We start from the raw sequence: 23788 nt of genomic DNA on the forward strand, positions 1-23788 counted from the left end.
CGTTCCTGTCAGGTCACAATGTGGTTCTGTTCGATCAGCTCATTGAGCGTGGTCTGTACGTTCTCCAGGGTAACGAGCGTCGTTGACTGATACGTGCTGCCCGAGCCGTCGCGGTCGATGGCAATCGTGGTATTGCCACCGCTGGTGGTCACGGTGAGATAGTTGCCAAGCGAGGCGTTCTGCCCGTTCCAGCCCACCAGCAGATCGCCGATGTCGATCTTGTCGCCCTGGGCCAGCGAGAAGTTTCGCCATGTGTCGACGCCGTTACCGCCCGTTGCGCTGCTGGCGTTAAGCAGGTTGTAAATCAGCGTATCGCCATAGGCCGAGCCCACCAGCACATCGTTTTGCGCGGTACTGACGACCTGCGGCGCAATATCCACCGTCAGGGTCGCGGTATCGGTATGACCGCGGGTGTCATCGAGTTTGTAGCTAAATGTCTCCTTCGTCGTGATAGAGGAAATCGCCACGCCGTTGTTGAGCGTGTAGGTATAAGAGCCGTCGGCGCGGATTTGCAGCGAGCCGTACTGACCCTGAATGGTGGTCGGGGCGTTGGAGTACGGATCCAGCGTGGCGGAACTGCCGCTGGCGCCGGTCACCGTCAGACGGGTATCGACGGTGTTCAGCTGATCCAGCGCGCCCGCGGAGTCGCTGCCGTCAAAAATATTGCCGGAGACGGCATGCGTGCCGGACGTTTCAAAATTATCCAGATCGACAGTCGTACCGGTTATCCGTGGCGTGATGGTTGCCGCGCCCACCAGGGTATTATTGCCGGTGAAGTTCAGCGTATAGGTGCCGCCGTCCAGCTCCAGTCCGGTGAGGTTAACGGTCACCGTGGCGCCGCCAAGAGTGATATTGGCGACCGGAGCGGTACCGGAGCGAATCACCACGCCGTTTTCCAGCACCGTCCAGTTGATGGTCAGGTTACCGAGCGTAATCAGCGTTGAGACGTTAAAGACTATCGCCGCGCCTTTCAGGATCGTGCCATCGGCGACCTCAAAGGTGCCGCTACCGCTGCCGCTTCTGCCAAGCGCTCCCCAGCTTGCCGTGCCGACGGTGGTATCCAGATAGCTCGCGGTATCCTGTACCGACGGCGCAATCAGGGTGTCGCTGACGTCGTTTACCGCATCCAGCGTCCGGGCGGTCGGCTGGATGTTGAGCGAGGCGGTGTCGGTATCGCCGTTTGGCGCCCGGACCGTATAGACGAAGCTGTCCGGCGTCCTGGTGCTGTCGGCGCCGATGCCGCTTTTCAGGGTATAGGAGTAATTACCCTGCGCGTCGATGGTCAGGGTGCCCCAGGCGCCGACAATCGTCGTGGTGCCGGTCGCGGCGACCGCGACGCCGTTCACCTGGGTGACCAGCGTACCATCAGGGGCAACGTCGTCGTTCAGCAGGTTGCCCTGGGTGGCGGTGCTCAGGCTTTCGACGCTGTAGACATGATCCGCAAGCACATTGAGGGTGTAGCCAGTCAGCGCCGTGATGCCAAATGACGGATTCAGCAGGAACAGATACTCGCCGCCGGGCAGATTCAGCGTCAGCTGGCTGGACTGGCCGCCCAGCAGCGGCGCGTTCAGCCAGTTCGGCTCCACCCGCCACTGCTCAAACCGCTGGGTCACATCATTGAAGCGGTAAATATACAGATCGAAGCTCGACGCCACCGCCACGCCGCCAATGGTCGACTGTAGCGTCATGGTGCGCGTGGTGCCTTCCTCAACGTCGAAGATGATTGGGTTGCTCAGTCTGTCGAGCACCCCAACATCGAGCACGTTGCCGAGGCTTACATTCACCACCGTAAAGCCGCCCTGAGAGGAAGGCCCGTTATTAATGGCTTCCACATGGGTGTCGTACGGCAGGGTGACGAGGTTATCCACGGCGGTAACGCTGCTCGCCGGCGTCTCATTGCCGAGAGTAATCACCAGCTTCGCCGACGTGCTGTTGCCGCCGCCGGTAATGGTGTAGGTGAAACTTTCGGTCCGGCCAATCACCGACGCCGGGCTGTTCGGGTTCAGGGCGTAGCTGTAGCTGCCGTCCGGGTTAATCGTCAATGTTCCGTAAACGCCCTGCAGGACGCTGCTGCCGGAACCGAGCGTGACGCTGTTGCCATTAGCGCTGGTGACGGTTGTTACGACGGTATCCAGCGGCGCGCTGTCGTTGTTCAGCACGTTGCCGGTCTGCGTCTCGGCGCTGGTGATGGTGCCCGCGCTGGTCTCCTCAACGCTGACGTTCAGGGCGGTGTAAGAACCGGTCGCCAGCAGCGCGGTGTTATAGGTCAGTACCCGGTAGGTTCCGCCTTCCAGCCCGCTGACGTTCACCGTTACGCCGCTGCTGCCCAGGGTCAGCAGATTGGCGAACTGCGCCTGTGCGGTGTCAATAACCGTGGTCCAGGAGTTGGTGGCGGCGTCATATTTCTGGATCGCCACCTCCTGGGTGTTCAGCAGAGAGAGCACTACCCCGGTGGTGCTGGCGTCAATAACCAGATTAGCGCTGCCGCCGCTCTGTACGGTGAACTCCACCGCCGCCGTATCGTTACCCAGCACGTTCGCCACGTTGCCGAGCGCGCCCACCAGCAGCAGACCGTAATCGCTGTAGTCGCTGTTGGTGACGGTGGCGTCGGTGGTGATGGTCAGGTTTTCTACGTTATCGCTGGCCGAGATAGGCAGCGTTGGTGCCTGAACCTGCGTCGGCGTTGAAACGTTACCGACCGCGTCGGTGGCGCTGACGCTGATGTTCTCGCCGCTGGTCTGTTTGCGATCGAAGGTGTAGGTGTAATTGCCGCTACTGTTGGCGGTGGTGGTAACGGTTTCGCCGGTGCTGAGCGTTATCGTGACCGTACTGCCCGCCTCGGCGGTGCCGCTGATGCTGGCGCCGTCACCGCTTACGCTGCCGGTCGGGGCGGCGGTGACGGTGTCGACAGTCACGCTAAAGGTGGGCGAGAAGGTACTGGTGCCGTTGGCGTTGGTTGCCGTGGCGGTCAGCGCGTGCGTACCGTCAGCGATAGCGGTCGACGGGGCGAACGACCAGTTGCCCTCGGCGTTTGCCGTGGTGGTGCCAATCGATACGCCGTCGCTGTAGATAGTGATGGTGGCGAACGGCTGTCCGGTGCCGTTAATCAGCGGCGTGGCGTCGTTAGTCGCCTGTCCGTTGGCTACCGATCCGGTGATTGAACCGACATCATCGGTCAGCGAGGCGATCACCGGCGATCCGGGCAGACCGGTAAACGGCGCGACGACGCTGCCCGCGGCGCCGGTATTACCGGCTCTGTCCTGAGCGATAACCTGTAAGGTTTCTCCGCCGACCTGCGATGGGCTGATCAAAACAGCGAAGTTGCCGGAGCCGTCGGCGACGCCGGTACCCAGCACCGTGCCGTTGCTGCCGGTGATGGTAATGGTGCTGCCCGCTTCCGCCGTACCGGTTACGCTGGCGCCGTTAGCGACCACCGCCAGGTTCGCTGGCGCGGCAGGCGGCGTGGTATCGACAACAATGGTGGAGATTGCCGAGGCCGGGCTGACGTTGCCCGCCGCATCGGTGGCCTGGGCCGTAAAACTATGCGACCCTTCGCCCAGCGCAGCCGTCGGCGTAAAGCTCCACGCCCCGTTCGCATCCGCCTGAATCGGCGTCGGCGTAAGCAGGGTTGCGCCATCGTAGATATTGATAAACGCCCCCGGCTCACTGGTGCCGCGCAGCTCCGGCAGCGTATCGTTGGTGCTTTGCCCGCTGCCTATCGCGCCCGTATTGTTGCTGACGTCATCAAGGATGGTGGTGATTACCGGCGCGGCTGGCGCAACGGTATCCACCGTTACGTTGAAGCTGCTGGACGGACCAACATTGCCCGCCGCATCGGTGGCGTTTACGGAAAGCGTGTGCGGACCGTTGCTTAACGCTGTCGTTGGCGTAAAGGTCCATGTCCCGTCAGCGCTGACCACGACGCTGCCGATGACCGTGCCGTTATCGCTAAAGGTCAGCGTGGTGCCCGCTTCCCCCGTCCCGTTAAGGGTCGGACGGGTGTCGTTAGTACTCTGGCCAGGCGACAGGTTGCCGGTCTGCGGCGCGCTGTCATCCACCACGGAGACGATCGCAGGCGCCAGCGGAGCGACGCTGTCTACCGCCACGGTGAAACTGGCTGCCGGGCCGACGTTACCCGCAGCATCCGTCGGCGTAAAGGTCAGCGGATGTGAGCCCTGGCCGAGATCGCTCGTCGGGGTAAAGGTCCAGGCGCCGTTGTCGCCCACCGTAGCCGTGCCGATGATGACGCCGTTATCCGCAACGCTGATGGTGGTGCCGGGTTCGCCCGTGCCGGTAAAGGTGGGGCGCGTATCGTTGGTGGACTGACCGCTGGTCAGGCTGCCGGTCACCGGGCCTGCGTCATCGGTCACGCTGGTGATAACCGGTGCGACAGGCGCAGCGGTGTCGACCGTCAGGGTAAAGTTTGCCGATGCCGGGCCAGTATTGCCCGCCGCATCGGTGGCCGTCACCCGCAGGGTGTGCGTACCCTGCGCCAGTCCGTCCGGTCTGTAGGTCCAGCTTCCGCCTTCGCTGACCACAGCGGTGCCGAGCAGTACGCTGCCGTCATAGACGTTAATGGTGCTGCCCGGCTCGCCCGTACCTGTGATAACCGGACGAGGATCGTTGGTGGTCTGCCCGCTGCTGAGGTCGCCCGTACCGGGCGTGACGTTGTCGGCCACGCTGACGATGACTGGCGCCGTGGGGGCGACGGTATCGACTACCAGAGTAAAACCGGCTCCGGTGCTGACGTTGCCTGCGGCATCGGTGGCGGTCACGTTAAAGGTATGTGAGCCGCTGGCGAGCGCCGTAGGCGGCGTAAAGCTCCAGGCGCCCGTGCCGTCAGCCTGGACGGTGCCCAGCAGCGTTGTGCCGTCAAAAATGCTGACGGTGCTGTTGGCTTCTGCGGTCCCGGCCAGCGTTGGGCGCGTATCGTTGGTGCTTTGCCCGTTCGCCAGCGCGCCGCTGTTGGGCGCAACATCATCAGTGACCGAAGTGATTACCGGCGTGGATGGCGCCAGGGTATCAACGGTCAGCGAGAAGCTCGCCGCCGGGCCTTCGTTGCCAGCGGCATCCGTCGCTGTGACGGTCAGGTTATGCAGACCATTGTTTAACGGACTATCCGGAGAAAGCGACCAGCTGCCATCCGCGCCCGCGACGACGCTGCCGATTACGGTGGTGCCGTCATAAAGGGTGACGGTTGCGCCCGGCTCCGCCGTTCCCTGGAAGGTCGGCTGGCTGTCATTGGTGCTTTGCCCGTTCGCCAGCACTCCCGTGACAGGAGCGGTATCATCGGTGACGCTCTGGATCACCGGCGCGAGCGGCGCGGTGGTATCCACGTTGACGGTCCAGGCCGCAGAAGGGGCGCTGATATTACCTGTCGCGTCGGTGGCGGTGACGGTAATGTTGTGTGTTCCGGCGCTGAGCGCAGGCGGCGTGAAGCTCCAGCTACCGTTGGTCACGGTGGCCGTACCGATCCTGACGCCATTGTCGTAGAACGTAATGGTGCTGCCTTCTTCGCCGCTGCCGGTAAAGGCTGGCGTGGTGTCGTTCGTGCTGCCGCCGTTGGCGATGATGCCGGTCTGCGGATCGCTGTCATCAGTCGCCGAAGTAATGGTTGGCGCGAGCGGTGCGGTGGTGTCCACAACCACCTCAAACGCTGCTGACGGCACACTGACGTTGCCTGCGGCATCGGTGGCGGTAATGGTCAGGCTGTGGCTGCCTTCATCCAGCGCTGTGGGCGGCGTAAAGGTCCATGCGCCGTTGACCACCTGCGTTTCTCCAAGCAGCGTGGCGCCATCGTAGATCGAAATCGTCTCGCCGTCGGTGCCGGTACCGCTCAGGGCCGGGCGCGCATCGTTGGTGGTATCGCCGCTGGCGAGCGTGCCGGTGCCCGGCGCGACATCGTCCGTTACGCTGCCGATGGCTGGCTGAACCGGTGCGGTAAGATCGACGGTGATATTCACTACCGCCGAGGCATTTGCCGCATTCGTGCTGTCAACAACCTGGAAGGTATGCGCGCCTTCACCCAGCGCCGTGGTGGTCGTCCAGACCCAGTTCCCGGTGCCGTCAACGGTTACCGTGCCGACATTAACGCCGTCGACCAGTACATTGAGCGTTGAATCTGGCGTGGCGGTACCGCGCAGGCCGGGCAGAGTGTCGTCGGTGGTGCCTCCGTTATTCACATCGCCCTGAACGCTACCCTCATCATCGACCACGGCGCTGATAACCGGCAGTCCGCTGCCGGAGCCGTTGAAGTTTGCCGGAGGGCTGGTATTGCCTGCCGTATCCCGGGCAGTGGCCGTCAGGTCGGCATTGCCGGTTTGCGCAGGGGTGATCGCAATGGAGAACGTGCCGTCTGTCGCTACGCCGGAACCAATGACATCGCCGTTGGCATCACGAATAATCACCGTGCTGCCGGTTTCCGCCGTACCGGTCACCGTGCCGCCATCCTGAGAAATGTCCACGTTTTCGGGCGCCGCAGGTGGGGTGGTATCCACCTCCAGAACGACCGGTGCAGAAGGCTGACTCTGGTTGCCCGCCGGATCGGTGGCGACCGCGGTCAGGGTATACGAGCCTTCAGTCAGCGGCGTGTCAGGCGTGATCGTCCAGTTGCCGTCGCCATCAACCACCGCCGTACCGATAACCGTATTACCGTCAGACAGCGTAACGGTGCTGCCCGGTTCGCCGGTGCCGATAATTGGTAATTCTGGCTGATTGGTTGCCGCCGGGCTGTTTGGCGAGGTGATAAACGGCGCATCGGGCGCGCTGGTATCTACCGTCACAGCAAACTCAGCCGAAGGCGGGCTGATGTTTCCGGCAGCATCTGACGCCGTTACGCTAAAGCTGTAGCTGCCTTCCGGCAGCGGGGTGGCTGGCGTAAAGCTCCAGACGCCGCCGATCACCTCTGCCGTGCCGATCGCCACGCCGTTATTCAGGATGGTGACAATGCTGCCCGTTTCGCCCGTGCCGCTCAGGGTCGGGGTGGTGTCATTTGTCTGGCCGCCGCTGCTCAGCGGCTCGCCGTTCTCGCTAACCGTGAGGGTAGGCGTGGTGGGCGCCTGGGTATCAACGCGTACGATCCGATCCGCTGAGGTGGTGCTGTTACCCGCCGGATCGGTGGCGGTGAGAGAGATGGTGTGATCGCCCGGCGTCAGCGGCGTTGTCAGCTGATAGCTCCAGTTTCCGGCGTTATCGATGGTCAGCGGCGGCAGCGCCACGCCGTCGAGAGTAATGGTAATCGTGTCGCCTGCGGTACCGCTTCCGCTCAGCAGCGGCAGCGTGTCGTCGGTGAACTGACCGTTATCCAGCGGGCCCGTCTGGCTGCCGACGTTATCCGTGATCGTCAGGTTCGGCGTCGCCGGCGCGGTCGTATCCACCACGATACCGGTTGGCGCGGAGGGATCGCTGACGTTGCCTGCCGCATCGGTCACGGTGATGGTGAACACATGCTCACCCTCGCCCAGTGCGGCGGAAGGATATTCCCAGGTGCCGTTGGCGATCGTGACGGTGGTAACCTCAACGCCATTGTCGTAAATGGTAATAATCTCTCCGTCCACTCCCGTTCCGCTGAGAACCGGCTGGGTTTCGTTGGTCGCCTGGCCGTTGCTTAACGGCGCGTCATCGCCATCGGATACGGTCAGCACTGGCGCATCTGGCGCCGTGGTATCCACCGTAATAACAATCGCGGCGGAGTTCGCGCTGGTGTTGCCCAGCGGATCGCTGGCGGTGACGCTCAGCGTATGGCTGCCTTCGTTCAGGGCTGGGTTCGGGGTAAAGCTCCAGCTTCCGGCGTCGGTAACTACGGTTGTGCCAATCACCGTTGTGCCGTCATACACCGTGATAATGTCTCCGGCGGTACCGCTTCCGCTCAGCACCGGCTGCGTGGCGTCGGTAACGGCGTTGTTAGCCAGTTCACCGATAATTTCACCGGTGTTGTCAGTGATAGTCAGGACCGGCACCGCGGGAGGCGTGGTATCGACCGTAATGATGATGGCGTCGGACGCGGCGCTGGTCTGATTCTGCGCGTCGGTGGCCGTCACGGTGAAGGTGTACTCACCATCAGGAAGAACGTCCGTCGTCAGTGTCCAGTTGCCGTCGCTGTCAACGGTTGCGGTGCCCGGCAGCGGCACGCCGTCGTTCAGTATGGTGATGGTCGCCCCCGGTTCGCCGGTACCGCTGAAGGTCAGCCGGTTGTCATCGGTACTTTGTCCGCTGCTCAGATTCCCTTTTACCTCGCCGATATCATCGACAATCGATACCACCACCGGCGCTTCCGGCGCGGTGGTATCGGGGGCCTGTACGCTGGCTGGCTGACTGGTGTTGTTTGATCCATCGGTGGCGGTCACCGTAAGCGTTTCGCCGTTCTGTTGCGGCGTATCCAGCTCGACGCTGAAGTTCCCCTGATCGTCCGTTACGCCCTCACCAACGGGATTACCCGCCGGATCGCGAATGGTGATTGTGCTGCCCGGCTCAGCGGTGCCGGTGACGGTGGCGCCGTCATCGGAAACGTCAAGGTTACCGGCAGGCTGTGGCGGAGTGGTATCCGGGGCGACGGCGGTTGCCGGAGGGCTGGTCAGATTTGCTGTGTCGGTGACGACAACGGACACCGTTTCACCGTTGGTCTGCGGCGTATCCAGCACGACGCTGAAGTTCCCCTGGTCATCCGTTTTGCCCTGACCAATAGGATTACCAGCCGGATCGCGAATGGTGATTGTGCTGCCCGGCTCCGCGGTGCCGGTGACGGTGGCGCCGTTATCGGAAACGTCAAGATTACCGGCAGGCTGCGGCGGGGTGGTGTCCGGGGCGATCGCCGTTGTCGGCGGGCTGGTCAGATTCACCGCGTCGGTGACGATGGCGGTTAAAATCTCGCCGTTGGTTTGCGGTGTGGTCAGGGTGACGGTAAAGGTACCGTCGGCCCGTACCTCCGCGGAACCGAGCGGCGTGTTGTCGCTGGCGTAGATGGTCACGGTAGTACCGGCTTCGGCGGTACCGGTGACGGTGGCGCCGTCGTCCGAAACATCCAGATTACCTGCCGCCAGCGGCGCGGTGGTATCAGGCGCAGTGGTGGTGGCCGGAGGGCTAGTCAGGTTTGCCGGATCGGTGACGATAGCGGTTAAAATCTCGCCGTTAGTCTGCGGTGTATTCAGGGTGACGGTGAAGGTACCGTTGGGCTGAACCAGCGCAGAACCGAGCGGCGTGTTGTCGCTGGCGTAGATGATCACGGTAGTACCCGCTTCGGCAGTACCGGTGACGGTGGTGCCATCATCAGAAACGTCAAGATTACCGGCGGGCTGCGGCGGAGTAGTGTCCGGCGCGGTGGCGGTTGCCGGAAGACTTTCCTGGTTCGCGGGATCGGTGACAATTGCGGTCACAATCTGACCGTTGGTCTGCGGCGTGTTCAGGGTAACGGTGAAAGTACCATCATCCTGAACCACTACGCTACCCAGCGGTGCGCTGTCGCTGCCGTAGATAGTCACGGTGGCGCCTGCTTCGGCTGTACCGGTGATCGTGAGGCCGTCATCAGAAACGTCCAGGTTACCGGCAGGCTGCGGCGGGGTGGTATCCACGGTGACGGTCCAGGCCGCAGAAGGGGCGCTGATATTACCTGTCGCGTCGGTGGCGGTGACGGTTATGGTGTGTGTTCCGTCGCTGAGCGCAGGCGGCGTGACGCTCCAGCTACCGTTGGTCACGGTGGCCGTGCCGATCCTTACTCCGTTGTCGAAAATAGTGATTATGCTGCCATTTTCACCGCTGCCGCTAAAAGTCGGTGTGGTGTCGTTGGTGCTGCCGCCGTTGGCGATGATGCCGGTCTGCGGATCGCTGTCGTCGGTGGCGGAGGTAATGGTGGGTACGAGCGGCGCGGTGGTGTCCACAACCACCTCAAACGCCGCTGACGGCGCGCTGACGTTGCCTGCGGCATCGGTGGCGGTAATGGTCAGACTGTGTCTGCCTTCACCCAGCGCGTCAGTTGGGGTAAAGGTCCACACGCCGTTTACCACCTGAGTTTCCCCAAGCAGCGTGGCGCCATCGTAGATTGATATCGTCTCGCCGTCGATGCCGGTACCGCTCAGGGCCGGGCGCGAATCGTTGGTGGTATCGCCGCTGGCGAGCGTGCCGGTGCCCGGCGCGACATCGTCCGTCACGGCGCCGATGATCGGTTGATCCGGTGCGGTAAGATCGACGGTGATGCTTACTACCGCCGAGGCATTTGCCGCATTCGTGCTGTCAACAACCTGGAAGGTATGCGCGCCTTCCCCCAGCGCCGTGGTGGTCGTCCAGACCCAGTTCCCGGTGCCGTCAACGGTTACCGTGCCGACATTAACGCCATCGACCAGAACATTGAGCGTTGAATCTGGCGTGGCGGTACCGCGCAGGCCGGGCAGGGTGTCATCGGTGGTTTGCCCACTTCTCAGATCGCCCTGAACGCTACCTACATCATCGACCACGGCGCTGATAACCGGCAGTCCGCTGCCGGAGCCGTTGAAGTTTGCCGGAGGGCTGGTATTGCCTGCCGTATCCCGGGCAGTGGCCGTCAGGTCGGCATTGCCGGTTTGCGCAGGGGTGATCGCAATGGAGAACGTGCCGTCTGTCGCTACGCCGGAACCAATGACATCGCCGTTGGCATCACGAATAATCACCGTGCTGCCGGTTTCCGCCGTACCGGTCACCGTGCCGCCATCCTGAGAAATGTCCACGTTTTCGGGCGCCGCAGGTGGGGTGGTATCAACTTCCAGAACAATCGGTGCAGAAGGCTGACTCTGGTTGCCCGCCGGATCGGTGGCGACCGCGGTCAGGGTATACGAGCCTTCAGTCAGCGGCGTGTCAGGCGTGATCGTCCAGTTGCCGTCGCCATCAACCACCGCCGTACCGATAACCGTATTACCGTCAGACAGCGTAACGGTGCTGCCCGGTTCGCCGGTGCCGCTGATGGGCAATTCTGGCTGATTGGTCGCCGCCGGAGTGGTCGGCGAGGTGATAAACGGCGCATCGGGCGCGCTGGTATCTACCGTAATAGTGACAGAAGCGGACGGTGTGCTGGTCTGGTTATTCGCGTCGGTCGCCGTAACGGTAAAGTTATGGTTGCCGTCTTCAAGAACGGGTGTCGTGAGCGTCCATGTACCGTCGCTGCCGACAATAACGCTTCCCGGCAACGCCGTCCCCCCGTCCAGAATGGTAATAGTCGCGCCAGGCTCACCGGTCCCGCTGAAGGTTAATTGATTATCATCGGTGCTTTGCCCGGCGCTCAGATCACCTTTCACATCGCCTGCATCATCAACAATCGATACCACTACCGGCGCTTCCGGCGCGGTGATATCGGGCGCCTGTACGTTGGCAGGCTGACTGGTGTTGCTTGATCCATCGGTGGCGGTCACCGTGAGCGTTTCGCCGTTTTTTTGTGGCGTGTCCAGATCGACGCTGAAGTTCCCTTGCTCATCCGTTACGCCCTCACCAACGGGATTACCCGCCGGATCGCGAATGGTGATTGTGCTGCCCGGCTCAGCGGTGCCGGTGACGGTGGCGCCGTCGTCTGAAACGTCAAGATTGCCGGCAGGCTGCGGCGGGGTGGTGTCCGGGGCGACGGCGGTTGCCGGAGGGCTGGTCAGGTTTGCCGTGTCGGTGACGACAACGGTTACCGTTTCACCGTTGGTCTGCGGCGTATCCAGCACGACGTTGAAGTTCCCCTGGTCATCCGTTTTGCCCTGACCAATCGGATTACCAGCCGGATCGCGAATAGTGATCGTACTGCCCGGCTCTGCGGTGCCGGTGACGGTGGTACCGTCGTCTGAAACGTCAAGATTACCGGCAGGCTGCGGCGGGGTAGTATCCGGCGCAGTCACCGTGCCGGAAGGTCCGCTATTCCCTGCTTTATCCATCGCAATAGCCGTCAGCACTTCTCCGTTCTGGAGCGCTTGCGTGAGCGTTAAAGTAAATTTGCCATTGCTGTCTGCGGTTACCGTACCCAGCGCCGTACCATCGCTATTGGTAATGGTTACCGTACTGCCAGCCTCCGCGTTCCCGGAGATAACAAGCCCGTCTGCGGAGATAGCCAGATCAGTTATCGCGCCGGGAGCCTGGGTATCCACAACAAAGGTAAAATCGCCGGACACCTCGCTGGTATTACCCGCCTTGTCCGTCGCCGTAACCGTCAGCTCATGTTTGCCATCGGTCAGTGGTGACGGCGGTCTGAAGCTCCAGCGACCTGACGAGTCTGCTGTCACCGTACCGAGAACCTGACCATTGTCATAAATGGTGATCACCGCGCCAGCTTCACCGGTGCCGGAAAAAATGGGGCGGCTGTCATTGGTCGTCTGGTCATACTGAATCGCACCCGTGATAGCTGAGACGGAATCCAGTGCGCTGGTAATGACTGGTACAACGGGGGCTGTGGTGTCAATGCTGCCTGACGGAGGGGGAGTAATGCCGCCGCCAGTGTCAGTGCTGCCTCCCGTGTTACCGCCGCCATTATTATTACCGCCGCCGATATTAGTGCCGCTGTCAGGATTACCGCTACCGTTATCGTCGTTATTGCCGCTACTGCCACCGCCGCCCGACGAGGCGATTGCCGCGATCCCCCCGGCGGCGACCACGCCGCCCAGCACCCAGGGCCAGATAGCGCCGCCTTCGTTGGTGCCGTCAGCGATCAGCAGTTCATCAAGGGATGAGATCTGTTCAAACTGCACCCCTGCTTCCGGGTTCTCTATCCACCATAAGGCGCCGCTGCTGTCTTCCAGTACCAGCTGACTCGCGCCCTGGCCGTTCGTGACGTAGAAGTTTTTTATCGTTAGCTTTTCGCCAGACTGTAAGGTGATGACCAGATCCTGATTAACGCGAGCAAGCTGGCTAATTTCTTCCCGTTGTGCGGATAACTTCACAATGGAAGGGGTATTCAGTGTCAATTCAGAAGCTTCGACACTGGTGGAGACGCCCGTCAATTTCGATATAACGGCGAGAAGACGCATATTTTTACTCCTGATAGCTTGCTCTAAGCGTTAATTTTAAAATCACCCACCAGGCAAAATGTGCAGACGAACGCTCCCGTTCATCATGATGATGAATTCTCGCGGATGATTTCTGTTTACTGGTCGTGCAGAAGGTAATGTCTTGTTTGCTGTGTAACCTTTTGTTTTTTGATGTGCTGGTACTTTCGTATTAGATGATATAGTCAGAAAGATCTGTTTTCGCAACTTAAGTAATATTGATGAGGCGTTAAATGAAGCCTGGATATAGGCCCTACGGAGCGGTGATGAGGCTGGGGACGTGAAGGTTAAACTTAAGGTGTTTTATTAACTTATTGTATTTAAACTTTTTTAAATGTTTTTCTGCGGTGTGCTAAAGATAATTACAAGCATAAAGTGTAATGTCATTGCGGCGTGATAAAAGCTAAAAAAATTTTTATTGGAAGTATTATGATCTTAAGCTACGTAATCATTTTGAATATATTTAATAATATATTGTGGTTATTTTATCGATTCAGCAAAATTGCTCTGCGGAATAATGAGAATATATTTTTGAAGTTTCAGAGGGTAATTAATAGCAACCGACCTGAAAATGTCAGATCGGTCACAAATAAGGACGATCAGCGTCCGGCGTTTTTCATGATGCGGGCTTTATCCAGCTGCCATTCGCGCTCTTTAAGATCGGAACGCTTATCGTGCTGCTTCTTACCTTTCGCCACGCCGATTTTGACTTTGCACCAGGCATTTTTCCAGTACAACGAGAGGGCGACAACGGTATAACCTTCGCGATTGACGCGACCATACAGCGAGTCGAGCTCGCGCTGGTTGAGCAGCAGCTTACGGGTTCGCGTAGGGTCGCACACCACATGAGTAGAGGCGACGGCCATTGGCGTAAAGTTGGCGCCAAACAGATAGGCTTCACCGTCTCTCAACAGGACATAGCTGTCGCCGATGTTGGCTTTACCGGCACGCAAGGATTTCACTTCCCATCCTTGCAGGGCCAGTCCCGCTTCGAATTCTTCTTCGATAAAATATTCGTGTCGCGCGCGCTTGTTGAGCGCGATGGTGGCTGAGCCAGGTTTGTGTGCTTTTTTCTTCGTCATAGTGCCGCTCAGTATAGGTAAACTGGAATTGAAAAACACCCCCATTTCGTCCTCCGGGGGGTAATGGACTATCTTAACATGAACAGGGTTATCCCCTGGTGTGGGATAGCGTTTTTTTTAGCATCTGATAAATGGTATTATTTGTTCGATTTTTGTTGATGGAAATAGCTATGCCGCAGATTAGTCGAACCGCGTTAGTCCCTTACAGCGCGGAACAGATGTATCAGTTAGTGAATGACGTTCAGTCCTATCCCCAGTTTCTGCCGGGTTGCACCGGTAGCCGTATTCTGGAATCGACGCCGGGGCAGATGACGGCAGCCGTTGATGTGTCGAAAGCCGGTATCAGCAAGACGTTTACTACGCGAAATCAGTTAACCCGGAATCAGAGCATTCTGATGAATCTGGTCGATGGTCCGTTTAAGAAGCTGATTGGCGGCTGGAAATTTACTCCGCTGAGTCAGGAAGCCTGTCGTATTGAGTTTCACCTCGACTTTGAATTTACCAATAAGCTGATTGAGCTGGCCTTTGGACGGATATTCAAGGAGCTGGCTGCCAATATGGTGCAGGCATTTACGGTCCGCGCGAAAGAGGTTTACAGTGCCGGCTAATCTTGTTGTTGAGGTGGCCTATGCGCTGCCTGAAAAGCAGTATCTGCAACGCGTGACCTTGCCGGAGGGAGCGACGGTATCCGATGCCATCCACGCCTCGGGCCTGCTGGAACTGCGCACCGATATCGATCTCAGCAAAAATAAGGTTGGTATCTATAGTCGTCCGGTTAAGCTGACGGATGTGCTTCAGGATGGCGATCGGGTTGAAATCTATCGTCCGTTAATTGCCGATCCGAAGGAGCTACGCCGTCAGCGGGCGGAAAAGTCTGCCAGTAAGTAATGGCTGGCGCGATGCCCGCTGGTGTAATAAAGCGCTGGCGTCGCCATCCGGCAAACGAAATGCCGAACAGTTGACAACAAAAAAGGTGCTCAATGAGCACCTTTTTGCTTTCTGAAAACTGGCCTATTTGTTGTTGGTCAACGCAGGCTTGTTATCAATATTGGTCAGTACGCCGTTGCTGTTAAAGGTCAGCGTCAGCGTTTGTTGCGTCACGCCTTCATGCCCCGGCTGCTGACGGAACACATAGAACCAGGTATTGGTGCCAAACGGATCGGACATCATTGGCGTTCCCAGCGCATAGGCAACCTGCTGCTGGGTCATGCCGACGCGCACTTTCGATACGTCATTAGCGGTCAGGTAGTTCCCCTGGTTAATATCAGGGCGGTAAACCACTCGCTCCAGAGTGGAACAGCCTGCGGTCAACATCAATAATACTGCTGCGGCAGCAGTCAGCGTTTTACAGCGCATAGTGATTTGATTCCTTTTCGGGCCCGAGCAGTACGTGGCTCATATGTAATATGCCGATGATAATAGACCTTTCACCACTTTAAAACCTTTTGCTTACGGGTCTGCCGGCGTTTTTGTTGTCTACTCTGACCGTTAAGGGGCAAAAAAGTTTACGCCGCCAGCAGTTCTTTCGCGTTGGCGAGGGTGTTGCGGGTCACTTCGCTGCCCCCGAGCAGACGAGCCAGCTCCTGCAGACGCGCGCGTTTGTCCAACGGTTGCATATGCGTTTCGGTCATTTCACCGTCGGTATCTTTACTGACAAAGAAGTGCTGATGGCCGCAACCGGCAACCTGCGGAAGATGCGTTACGCACATGACCTGGGTCGATTCGCCCAGCTGACGCAGCAGTTTGCCGACGACGGCTGCGGTAGGGCCGCTGATGCCCACATCCACTTCGTCAAAAATCAGCGCCGGGGTTTCCATCTTACGCGCCGTGATCACCTGGATTGCCAGCGCGATACGCGACAGTTCGCCGCCAGAGGCGACTTTGGCGATCGGCTGCATTGGCTGACCGGGGTTAGTGGTCACTTTGAATTCCACGCGGTCTGCACCGTCGAGGCTCAGATGGTGCTCATTGAAATTGACCTCAATGGTGAAATGTCCGTGCGGCATGGAAAGTGAGTGCATACTCTCGGTAATCAGCGCGCTCAGTTCCCGGGCATAATGCTGACGCTGTTCATGCAGCGCTCTGGCGGACTCCAGCGCGAGCTGGTGATGTTTGTTGACTGCCAGCGTCAGCGTCTCCAGCGAGTCGGCCTGATCGTCAAGCTGCTGCTGTTCATCCAGCAGGGACTGGTAATACTGCGGCAATGCTTCAGGGCTGACGTGGTGCTTACGCGCCAGCGAAATTTGTTTTGAAATGCGCTGCTCAAGCTCAAACAGGCGGTTAGGATCCAGGTCCAGCCGATCGCAGTAATGGCGTAGCTCGTCGCTGGCTTCGGTCAACTGAATAGTCGCTTCTTCCAGCATATCCAGAACCCCGGAGAGCTTACTGTCCATGCTCACCAGTTCGCTGACCAGCTGCTTAGCGGTATAGAGTTGGCTTTGCAGGTTAACGTCTTCGCCATCCGCCAGCAGCGCCAGCGCATTCTGGCTGGTGGAGAGAAGCTGACCGCTGTTGGCCAGCCGTTTGTACTCCTCATCGATCTGCTCAAATTCACCCGCCTGCGGGTTAAATTCATTCAGCTCCTTGAGCTGATATTGCAGCAGCTCCGCGCGGGCGGCACGCTCCTGACTTTGTTGCTGATGATGCGCGAGGTCGCGGCAGCTTTGGTGCCAGAGCTGATAGCGCGAGGCCATTTCCTGTACCAGCAGCACTTCGTTGGCATAGCCGTCGAGCAGCGATTTCTGATGTTCAGGCTTGATCAACAGCTGATGGGCATGCTGGCCGTGGATCTGAATTAACAGTTGCCCCAGTTCGCGAAGCTGAGAGAGGGGAACGGCGGTGCCGTTAATAAAGCCGCGTGAACGACCGTCGCTGCTGATAACGCGGCGAAGTAAACATTCACGTCCGTCTTCAAGCTGGTTATCTTCCAGCCAGCGCAGGGCGGCAGGGGTATCTTTCAGGGAAAAACGGGCGCAGAGGTCGGCACGCGTGGCGCCGGTACGCACCATATCGGCTTCCGCACGACCGCCGAGACACAGCCCGAGCGCATCAATTGCAATGGATTTACCCGCCCCGGTTTCACCGGTAATGACGGTCATTCCGCTCTGAAAATCGATCTCAAGCTCACGAACGATTGCAAAATTGCTGATGGTCAGTTGTGCCAACATAGCTGTTTTCCTGTATGAAAAACCATAACTGTAGTTACGTACAGTATAAACTGGTTTTTTATACAGTAAAGAGGCTGATATAAAATTAAAACAATTTTTTTGACCAGCCCAGCTTGCTGCTTAACGTATTGAAATAGCTGTAATCCTTGGGATGAATCAAATTCAGATGATAATCGCAGCGGCGAATCAAAACGTCTTCGCCTTCCTGGATCGGCAGGGCGATTTGGCTGTCGCAGCTGATCTCCAGATCGTTGCGGCGATGGGAGAAGCGCAGGCGGATGGTGCTGCTGCTGTTAATCACCAGCGGACGTGCCGAAAGGGTATGCGGGAACATCGGCACAAGGGTTATCGCGTCCAGAGAAGGCGTCAGAATCGGGCCGCCCGCCGAGAGCGAGTAGGCGGTGGAGCCGGTGGGCGTCGAGATGATCAGGCCGTCAGAACGCTGCGAGAAGGCGAAGTTCTCATCAATATACACTTCGAACTCAATCATATGCGCCACTTTACCCGGGTGCAGCACCACTTCATTAATCGCGGTGCTGATACGCTTCTGGCAGTCCTGCTGGCAGACCTGCGCTTCCAGCAAAAAACGTTTTTCAGCGATGTAATGGCCTTCCAGCACGTCGGCGAGCTGTTGCTGGGCGTTGTCCGGATCGAGGTCGGTCAGAAAACCGAGGTTGCCGCGGTTAATGCCGATCACTTTGATATCGTAACGCGCCAGGGTGCGTGCAGCGCCGAGCATATTGCCGTCGCCGCCGACCACCACCGCCAGATCCGCCTGCTGGCCAATCTCGGCCAGGGTGCCGGTTTTCACATTCTTCAGTTGCAGTTCATGGGCGATTTGCTGCTCGACAATGACCTCATAGCCGTTTGCGCATAACCAGCGGTAGAGCATTTCATGTGTCGTCAGTGCGGTGGGGTGACGTGGATGCCCCACAATGCCAATACACTTGAAATGATTATTCATTTTTCGAGGTCCTTGTGACGAAGATTGATGACAATGTGAGTGCTTCCCTTGAAACCCTGAATCCGATCCCCATAATAAGCGAAGTTAGCGAGATGATTGCGAAAAAAAACGCGGAGAAATTCATGAGTAGTAAAGAACAGAAAACGCCTGAGGGGCAAGCCCCGGAAGAAATTATCATGGAGCAGCACGAAGAAGTTGAGGCAGTTGAACCAGACGCTTCTGCTGAGCAGGTGGATCCGCGCGATGAAAAAATTGCGAATCTGGAAGCGCAACTGGCGGATGCCCAGAATCGTGAACGCGACAGCATGCTGCGGATGAAAGCGGAAATGGAAAACCTGCGTCGCCGTACCGAGCAGGACGTTGAGAAGGCGCATAAGTTCGCGCTGGAAAAATTTGTCAACGAACTGCTGCCGGTGATTGATAGCCTGGATCGCGCGCTGGAAGTGGCGGATAAAGCCAACCCGGATATGGCGGCGATGGTTGAAGGCATTGAGCTGACGCTCAAATCAATGCTCGACGTGGTGCGTAAGTTCGGCGTTGAGGTCATTGCCGAAACCAACGTCGCGCTGGATCCGAACGTGCATCAGGCGATTGCGATGGTCGAGTCGGAAGAGGTCGCGCCGGGCAACGTGCTGGGCATTATGCAAAAAGGCTATACGCTGAATGGCCGCACGATTCGCGCAGCGATGGTGACGGTGGCGAAGGCCAAAGGCTAATTCGTTATCCGTAGCGCCGGGTGACGGTTTGCGCCTCACCCGGCCTGTTACGTTTCTTATTCCGCCACGCTTTCCCGCAGCGGTTTTACCGGTACGACTCTGACCTGCTTAATCATATTCTCCTGAACGTCGAGAATATCGATATCATACTGCTCGATGCGCACCCGGGTGCCGGCTATCGGGATCTCTTCCAGCGCTTCCAGGATCACACCGTTTACGGTACGGGCATCGTCTTCCGGCAAATGCCAGTTAAACGCCTTGTTGATTTCCCGCACGTTGGCGCTACCGTCGATAATCACCGAGCCGTCGTTTTGCGGCGTTACCTCTTCGGCAAGCGTTGGCGACATAGAAGTGGTGAAGTCGCCGACAATCTCTTCGAGAATATCCTCCACCGTCACCAGCCCCTGGATGTCGCCATATTCATTCACCACCAGGCCGACTTTCTTTTTGTTGCGCTGAAATTTAATCAGCTGTGTGCTGAGCGGCGTGCCTTCCGGGACGAAATAAATTTCATCGGCGGCGCGCAGCATCGTCTCTTTGGTAAACTCTTTTTTCTCTGACATCAGGCGCCATGCTTCGCGCACGCGCAGCATACTGATGGCATCGTCCAGCGAGTCTCGATACAGCACGATGCGCCCGTGCGGCGAGTGCGACAGCTGGCGCACAATCGATTTCCAGTCGTCGTTGATATCGATACCGATAATTTCACTGCGCGGCACCATAATGTCATCAACGGTAACCTTTTCCAGATCGAGCACCGACAGCAGCATATCCTGGTTGCGGCGAGAAATTTGCGAGCGGGATTCGTTCACGATGGTGCGCAGTTCGTCTTTACTCAACGAGCCGCTGATCACGATATCGGTTTTGATGCCCATCATGCGCATCAGCAGGCGAGTGATGGTATTGAGCAACCAGACCAGCGGCATCATCAGAACCTGCAACGGCGCCAGCAGAAAACTGCTGGGATAGGCCACTTTTTCCGGATAGAGCGCGGCAATGGTTTTCGGCAGCACTTCGGCAAAAATCAGCACCACAAAGGTTAAAATACCGGTGGCGATGGCGACGCCCGCATCGCCGTACAGACGCATCCCGACGATAGTGCCGATGGCCGAGGCGAGAATATTGACCAGGTTGTTGCCGATCAGGACAAGGCTAATCAGGCGGTCTGGCTTGCACAGCAGTTTTTCAACGCGCTTTGCCGGACGGCTTCCCTGTTTAGCCATGTGGCGCAGACGGTAGCGGTTGAGGGTCATCATTCCGGTTTCGGAACCGGAAAAATAGGCCGAAATGCCCACCATAATAATTAATGTGACGATTAGCGTGGTGGTGGAGATGTGTTCCACTAGGTTTCCTTAAAGACTGAGAGCCAATAACATCAGGGCTGTTTTACCTGCCGCGTTGAACCCGGGCAGCGCCGCCTGACGGGACAGGCTTTTAATTCACGAACTGCTGCAATACCCGGCTGCCGAAATAGGCGAGTGTCAGAATGACCGCGCCCGCGACGTTGAACCACACGACGCGGCGGCCGCGCCAGCCTTCATGATAATGTCCCCATAACAGAACAATATAGACAAACCATGCCACGATAGAGAGGACGGCTTTGTCGATATTTTCCGTGCTGAACAAATTATGCATGTAAAACAGGCCGGTACACAGGGTGAGCGTCAGCAGCACCACGCCGATTTGCGTGATATGAAACATTTTGCGCTCAATGCTCATCAGCGGCGGCATTTCATTACTGAACGCCAGCTTTTTGTTCTTTAACTGGTAGTCAATCCACGCCAGCTGTAGCGCATACAGCGCGGCGATGATAAGCGTCGCATAGGAGAACAGCGACAGGCCGATGTGGATCAACATGCCCGGCGTGGCTTCAAGATGAGTGATGTATTCGTTCGGCATAAAGGTGGCGAACGCCAGATTGATCAGCGCGAACGCGTACACAATCGGCAGCAGCAGCCAGCCGCGATTGCGCGAGGCGACAATCGTCATCACCGTACAGATCATCAGGCTGACCAGGGAACCGACGTTGAGTAAGCTCAGGTTTTGTCCGCCTTCGCCTCCGGGCAGAATGCGGGCTTCCAGCGCAAAGGCGTGGCACACCAGCGCGACGACCGCAGAGAGAATAGCCATCCGCCGCCAGCCGCTGTTTTTTTGCAGCAGTGCGGGAACGATCAGCGCGAGGCTGATGGAGTAAGCGACCAGGGCGAGCAAAGCAAAAACGGGCATAGTGGTGTCGACAGTTAGCCAGTGAGAAAGAGAAGCAGTATAACGTTACGTGACCGCTGCTCCAACCGTTGCATAACAACAAAGGCGGCTTCATGTTATACTGCGACAAAATTCTGTTCCTGTGTCGCACGAGCGACCAACCGTTTCCACCCCAGGCGAGAGACAATGTTTGATAATTTAACCGATCGTTTGTCGCGCACGCTGCGCAACATCAGTGGCCGTGGACGCCTTACTGAAGACAACGTTAAAGAGACGCTGCGCGAAGTGCGCATGGCGCTGCTGGAGGCTGACGTTGCGCTGCCGGTAGTGCGTGAGTTTATCAATCGCGTAAAAGAGAAAGCGGTTGGCCATGAAGTAAACAAAAGCCTGACGCCGGGGCAGGAGTTCGTCAAGATTGTCCGTAACGAACTCGTCGCGGCGATGGGTGAAGAAAACCAGAGCCTGAATCTGGCGGCGCAGCCGCCGGCCGTGGTGCTGATGGCGGGCCTGCAGGGCGCCGGTAAAACCACCAGCGTCGGTAAGCTCGGTAAATTCCTGCGTGAGAAGCACAAGAAGAAAGTGCTGGTGGTCTCTGCCGACGTTTATCGCCCGGCGGCGATCAAACAGCTGGAAACGCTGGCTGAGCAGGTGGGCGTTGATTTCTTCCCGTCTGATGTCGGCCAGAAGCCGGTGGATATTGTCAACGCCGCGCTGAAAGAAGCGAAGCTGAAATTCTACGACGTGCTGCTGGTGGATACCGCCGGTCGTCTGCACGTTGACGAAGCGATGATGGACGAAATTAAACAGGTTCATGCTTCGATCAATCCGGTAGAAACCCTGTTCGTGGTCGACGCGATGACCGGTCAGGATGCGGCGAATACCGCGAAGGCGTTTAACGAAGCGCTGCCGCTGACCGGCGTGGTGCTGACCAAAGTCGACGGCGACGCCCGCGGCGGTGCCGCGCTCTCTATTCGTCACATTACCGGCAAACCGATTAAATTCCTCGGCGTCGGCGAGAAAACCGACGCGCTGGAGCCGTTCCATCCGGATCGCATCGCCTCGCGTATTCTCGGCATGGGTGACGTCCTGTCGCTGATTGAAGATATCGAAAGCAAAGTTGACCGCGCCCAGGCGGAGAAGCTGGCGACCAAACTAAAAAAAGGCGACGGCTTCGATCTGACCGACTTCCTTGAGCAGCTGCGCCAGATGAAAAACATGGGCGGCATGGCAAGCCTGATGGGCAAACTGCCGGGCATGGGCCAGATTCCGGACAACGTTAAGTCGCAGATGGACGATAAAGTGCTGGTGCGAATGGAGGCGATCATCAACTCAATGACGCTGAAAGAGCGCGCGAAGCCGGAGATTATCAAAGGCTCCCGCAAACGCCGTATCGCGCAGGGCTGCGGGATGCAGGTGCAGGACGTTAACCGCCTGTTGAAACAGTTCGACGACATGCAGCGCATGATGAAGAAAATGAAGAAGGGCGGGATGGCGAAGATGATGCGGAGTATGAAGGGGATGATGCCGCCAGGCTTCCCTGGAAGATAAAAACAAGGGTATAAGGCTATCTTGTTTGCCATTTTCGTCCCGGGGTGTGCTCGAAATGCTCACGTACTGCGTGTACGCTCCGCTTTCTGCGCGCACGCCGGAACAAAACTGGCTGCACCGATATACGCCTTCTATCCCTTGTTTACTGCCCGGCATCAAGATGCTGATTGCAATTTCCCCAGAAATCAGTAAAATTTTCGGGCTTTTAATATGACGCCGGGCTCCGTTCCTCGATGGGGCCCGGTTGTTTTATTCACACAAGAGGATGTTATGGTAACTATTCGTTTAGCACGTCACGGCGCTAAAAAGCGTCCGTTCTACCAGGTTGTTGTTACTGACAGCCGTAACGCACGTAACGGTCGCTTCATTGAGCGCGTTGGTTTCTTCAACCCAATCGCCAGCGAAAAAGAAGAAGGCACTCGCCTGGATCTGGATCGCATCGCTCACTGGGTTGGCCAGGGCGCAACCATTTCCGATCGCGTAGCAGCGCTGATCAAAGCAGCAAACAAAGCAGCTTAATCTGTCACGGTGGTCATGATGAGCAAACAACTCACCGCGCAAGCGCCCGTCGACCCTATCGTGTTAGGGAAAATGGGGTCGTCTTACGGTATTCGTGGGTGGCTCAGAGTGTTTTCCTCCACTGAAGACGCCGAAAGCATTTTTGACTATCAGCCCTGGTTTATCCAGAAGGCGGGTCAGTGGCAGCAGGTCCAGCTGGAAAGCTGGCGGCACCACAATCAGGATTTGATCATCAAGCTGAAAGGCGTTGACGATCGCGATGCGGCGAACCTGCTGACCAATTGTGAAATTGTCGTGGATTCATCGCAACTGCCTCAGCTGGAAGAGGGTGACTATTACTGGAAAGACCTGATGGGCTGCCAGGTAGTGACCACTGAAGGCTACGATCTCGGTAAAGTCGTCGATATGATGGAAACCGGATCGAATGACGTTATCGTCATTAAGGCAAACCTGAAGGATGCGTTTGGTATCAAGGAACGCCTCGTGCCGTTCCTCGATGGGCAGGTTATCAAGAAAGTCGATCTCACTACGCGTACTATCGAAGTAGATTGGGATCCTGGTTTTTAAACCACCGGATAAGCGGTAAATGACGGCGTGATGGAGATTGGCT

At 57.9% G+C, this 23788-nt stretch carries 13 protein-coding genes; 6 read left to right on the forward strand and 7 right to left on the reverse strand.

Features of this window, described 5'->3' with window-relative positions; genetic code table 11:
• Nucleotides 1–8 precede the first annotated feature (8 nt).
• Nucleotides 9–12959, reverse strand: a complete 12951-nt coding sequence (locus K7R23_RS13615; RefSeq protein ID WP_012906745.1) for a BapA/Bap/LapF family large adhesin — start codon at nt 12957–12959, stop codon at nt 9–11.
• Nucleotides 12960–13576: 617 nt separating this feature from the next.
• Entirely contained in the window at nt 13577–14059 is a 483-nt protein-coding gene (gene smpB / locus K7R23_RS13620) for an SsrA-binding protein SmpB (RefSeq protein WP_012906744.1), read from the reverse strand.
• A gap of 170 nt (nt 14060–14229) precedes the next feature.
• Between smpB and ratA the strand changes: the two genes are divergently transcribed.
• Nucleotides 14230–14667, forward strand: coding sequence for a type II toxin-antitoxin system toxin RatA (gene ratA / locus K7R23_RS13625; protein ID WP_024132782.1), 438 nt, complete (start codon nt 14230–14232; stop codon nt 14665–14667).
• Entirely contained in the window at nt 14657–14947 is a 291-nt protein-coding gene (locus tag K7R23_RS13630) for an RnfH family protein (RefSeq protein ID WP_012906742.1), read from the forward strand. The genes ratA and K7R23_RS13630 overlap by 11 nt, the downstream gene beginning before the upstream one ends.
• A 123-nt stretch (nt 14948–15070) precedes the next feature.
• On the opposite strand, the gene bamE is transcribed toward K7R23_RS13630, so the two are convergent.
• The 3 genes from bamE to nadK form a co-directional block, all read right to left on the reverse strand.
• Nucleotides 15071–15415 (reverse strand): outer membrane protein assembly factor BamE, encoded by a 345-nt coding sequence (bamE, locus tag K7R23_RS13635; RefSeq protein ID WP_012906741.1) that lies wholly within the window; start codon nt 15413–15415, stop codon nt 15071–15073.
• A gap of 149 nt (nt 15416–15564) precedes the next feature.
• Nucleotides 15565–17226, reverse strand: coding sequence for a DNA repair protein RecN (gene recN, locus K7R23_RS13640; RefSeq protein ID WP_012906740.1), 1662 nt, complete (start codon nt 17224–17226; stop codon nt 15565–15567).
• An 85-nt stretch (nt 17227–17311) separates the two neighbouring features.
• Complete coding sequence (nadK, locus tag K7R23_RS13645) at nt 17312–18190, reverse strand: NAD(+) kinase (RefSeq protein ID WP_012906739.1); 879 nt, start codon at nt 18188–18190, stop codon at nt 17312–17314.
• 122 nt (nt 18191–18312) lie between these two features.
• Between nadK and grpE the strand changes: the two genes are divergently transcribed.
• Entirely contained in the window at nt 18313–18906 is a 594-nt protein-coding gene (gene grpE, locus K7R23_RS13650) for a nucleotide exchange factor GrpE (RefSeq protein WP_012906738.1), read from the forward strand.
• Between the two features lie 56 nt (nt 18907–18962).
• On the opposite strand, the gene K7R23_RS13655 is transcribed toward grpE, so the two are convergent.
• Nucleotides 18963–20249 (reverse strand): HlyC/CorC family transporter, encoded by a 1287-nt coding sequence (locus K7R23_RS13655; protein ID WP_043013906.1) that lies wholly within the window; start codon nt 20247–20249, stop codon nt 18963–18965.
• A gap of 91 nt (nt 20250–20340) precedes the next feature.
• Nucleotides 20341–21132: a cytochrome C assembly family protein gene (locus K7R23_RS13660; protein WP_012906736.1), complete on the reverse strand. Its 792-nt coding sequence runs from the start codon at nt 21130–21132 to the stop codon at nt 20341–20343.
• A gap of 165 nt (nt 21133–21297) precedes the next feature.
• Between K7R23_RS13660 and ffh the strand changes: the two genes are divergently transcribed.
• The 3 genes from ffh to rimM all read left to right on the forward strand — a co-directional run bounded on the left by ffh (nt 21298) and on the right by rimM (nt 23745).
• Nucleotides 21298–22659 (forward strand): signal recognition particle protein, encoded by a 1362-nt coding sequence (gene ffh, locus K7R23_RS13665; protein ID WP_012906735.1) that lies wholly within the window; start codon nt 21298–21300, stop codon nt 22657–22659.
• A 270-nt stretch (nt 22660–22929) separates the two neighbouring features.
• On the forward strand, nt 22930–23178 hold the full coding sequence (rpsP, locus tag K7R23_RS13670) for a 30S ribosomal protein S16 (protein WP_012134698.1): 249 nt from the start codon (nt 22930–22932) through the stop codon (nt 23176–23178).
• Nucleotides 23179–23196: 18 nt separating this feature from the next.
• On the forward strand, nt 23197–23745 hold the full coding sequence (rimM, locus tag K7R23_RS13675; RefSeq protein ID WP_012906733.1) for a ribosome maturation factor RimM: 549 nt from the start codon (nt 23197–23199) through the stop codon (nt 23743–23745).
• Nucleotides 23746–23788: the final 43 nt, after the last annotated feature.

Source organism: Citrobacter rodentium NBRC 105723 = DSM 16636, from assembly GCF_021278985.1.
GTDB lineage: Bacteria > Pseudomonadota > Gammaproteobacteria > Enterobacterales > Enterobacteriaceae > Citrobacter_A > Citrobacter_A rodentium.

Excerpts from the sequence above, each read along its gene's own strand:
- nadK (WP_012906739.1), bottom strand. The coding sequence starts at position 18,190 with ATGAATAATCATTTCAAGTGTATTGGCATTGTGGGGCATCCACGTCAC.
- K7R23_RS13615 (WP_012906745.1), bottom strand. The coding sequence starts at position 12,959 with ATGCGTCTTCTCGCCGTTATATCGAAATTGACGGGCGTCTCCACCAGT.
- grpE (WP_012906738.1), top strand. The coding sequence starts at position 18,313 with ATGAGTAGTAAAGAACAGAAAACGCCTGAGGGGCAAGCCCCGGAAGAA.
- smpB (WP_012906744.1), bottom strand. The coding sequence starts at position 14,059 with ATGACGAAGAAAAAAGCACACAAACCTGGCTCAGCCACCATCGCGCTC.
- rpsP (WP_012134698.1), top strand. The coding sequence starts at position 22,930 with ATGGTAACTATTCGTTTAGCACGTCACGGCGCTAAAAAGCGTCCGTTC.
- bamE (WP_012906741.1), bottom strand. The coding sequence starts at position 15,415 with ATGCGCTGTAAAACGCTGACTGCTGCCGCAGCAGTATTATTGATGTTG.
- rimM (WP_012906733.1), top strand. The coding sequence starts at position 23,197 with ATGAGCAAACAACTCACCGCGCAAGCGCCCGTCGACCCTATCGTGTTA.
- ratA (WP_024132782.1), top strand. The coding sequence starts at position 14,230 with ATGCCGCAGATTAGTCGAACCGCGTTAGTCCCTTACAGCGCGGAACAG.
- recN (WP_012906740.1), bottom strand. The coding sequence starts at position 17,226 with ATGTTGGCACAACTGACCATCAGCAATTTTGCAATCGTTCGTGAGCTT.
- ffh (WP_012906735.1), top strand. The coding sequence starts at position 21,298 with ATGTTTGATAATTTAACCGATCGTTTGTCGCGCACGCTGCGCAACATC.
- K7R23_RS13660 (WP_012906736.1), bottom strand. The coding sequence starts at position 21,132 with ATGCCCGTTTTTGCTTTGCTCGCCCTGGTCGCTTACTCCATCAGCCTC.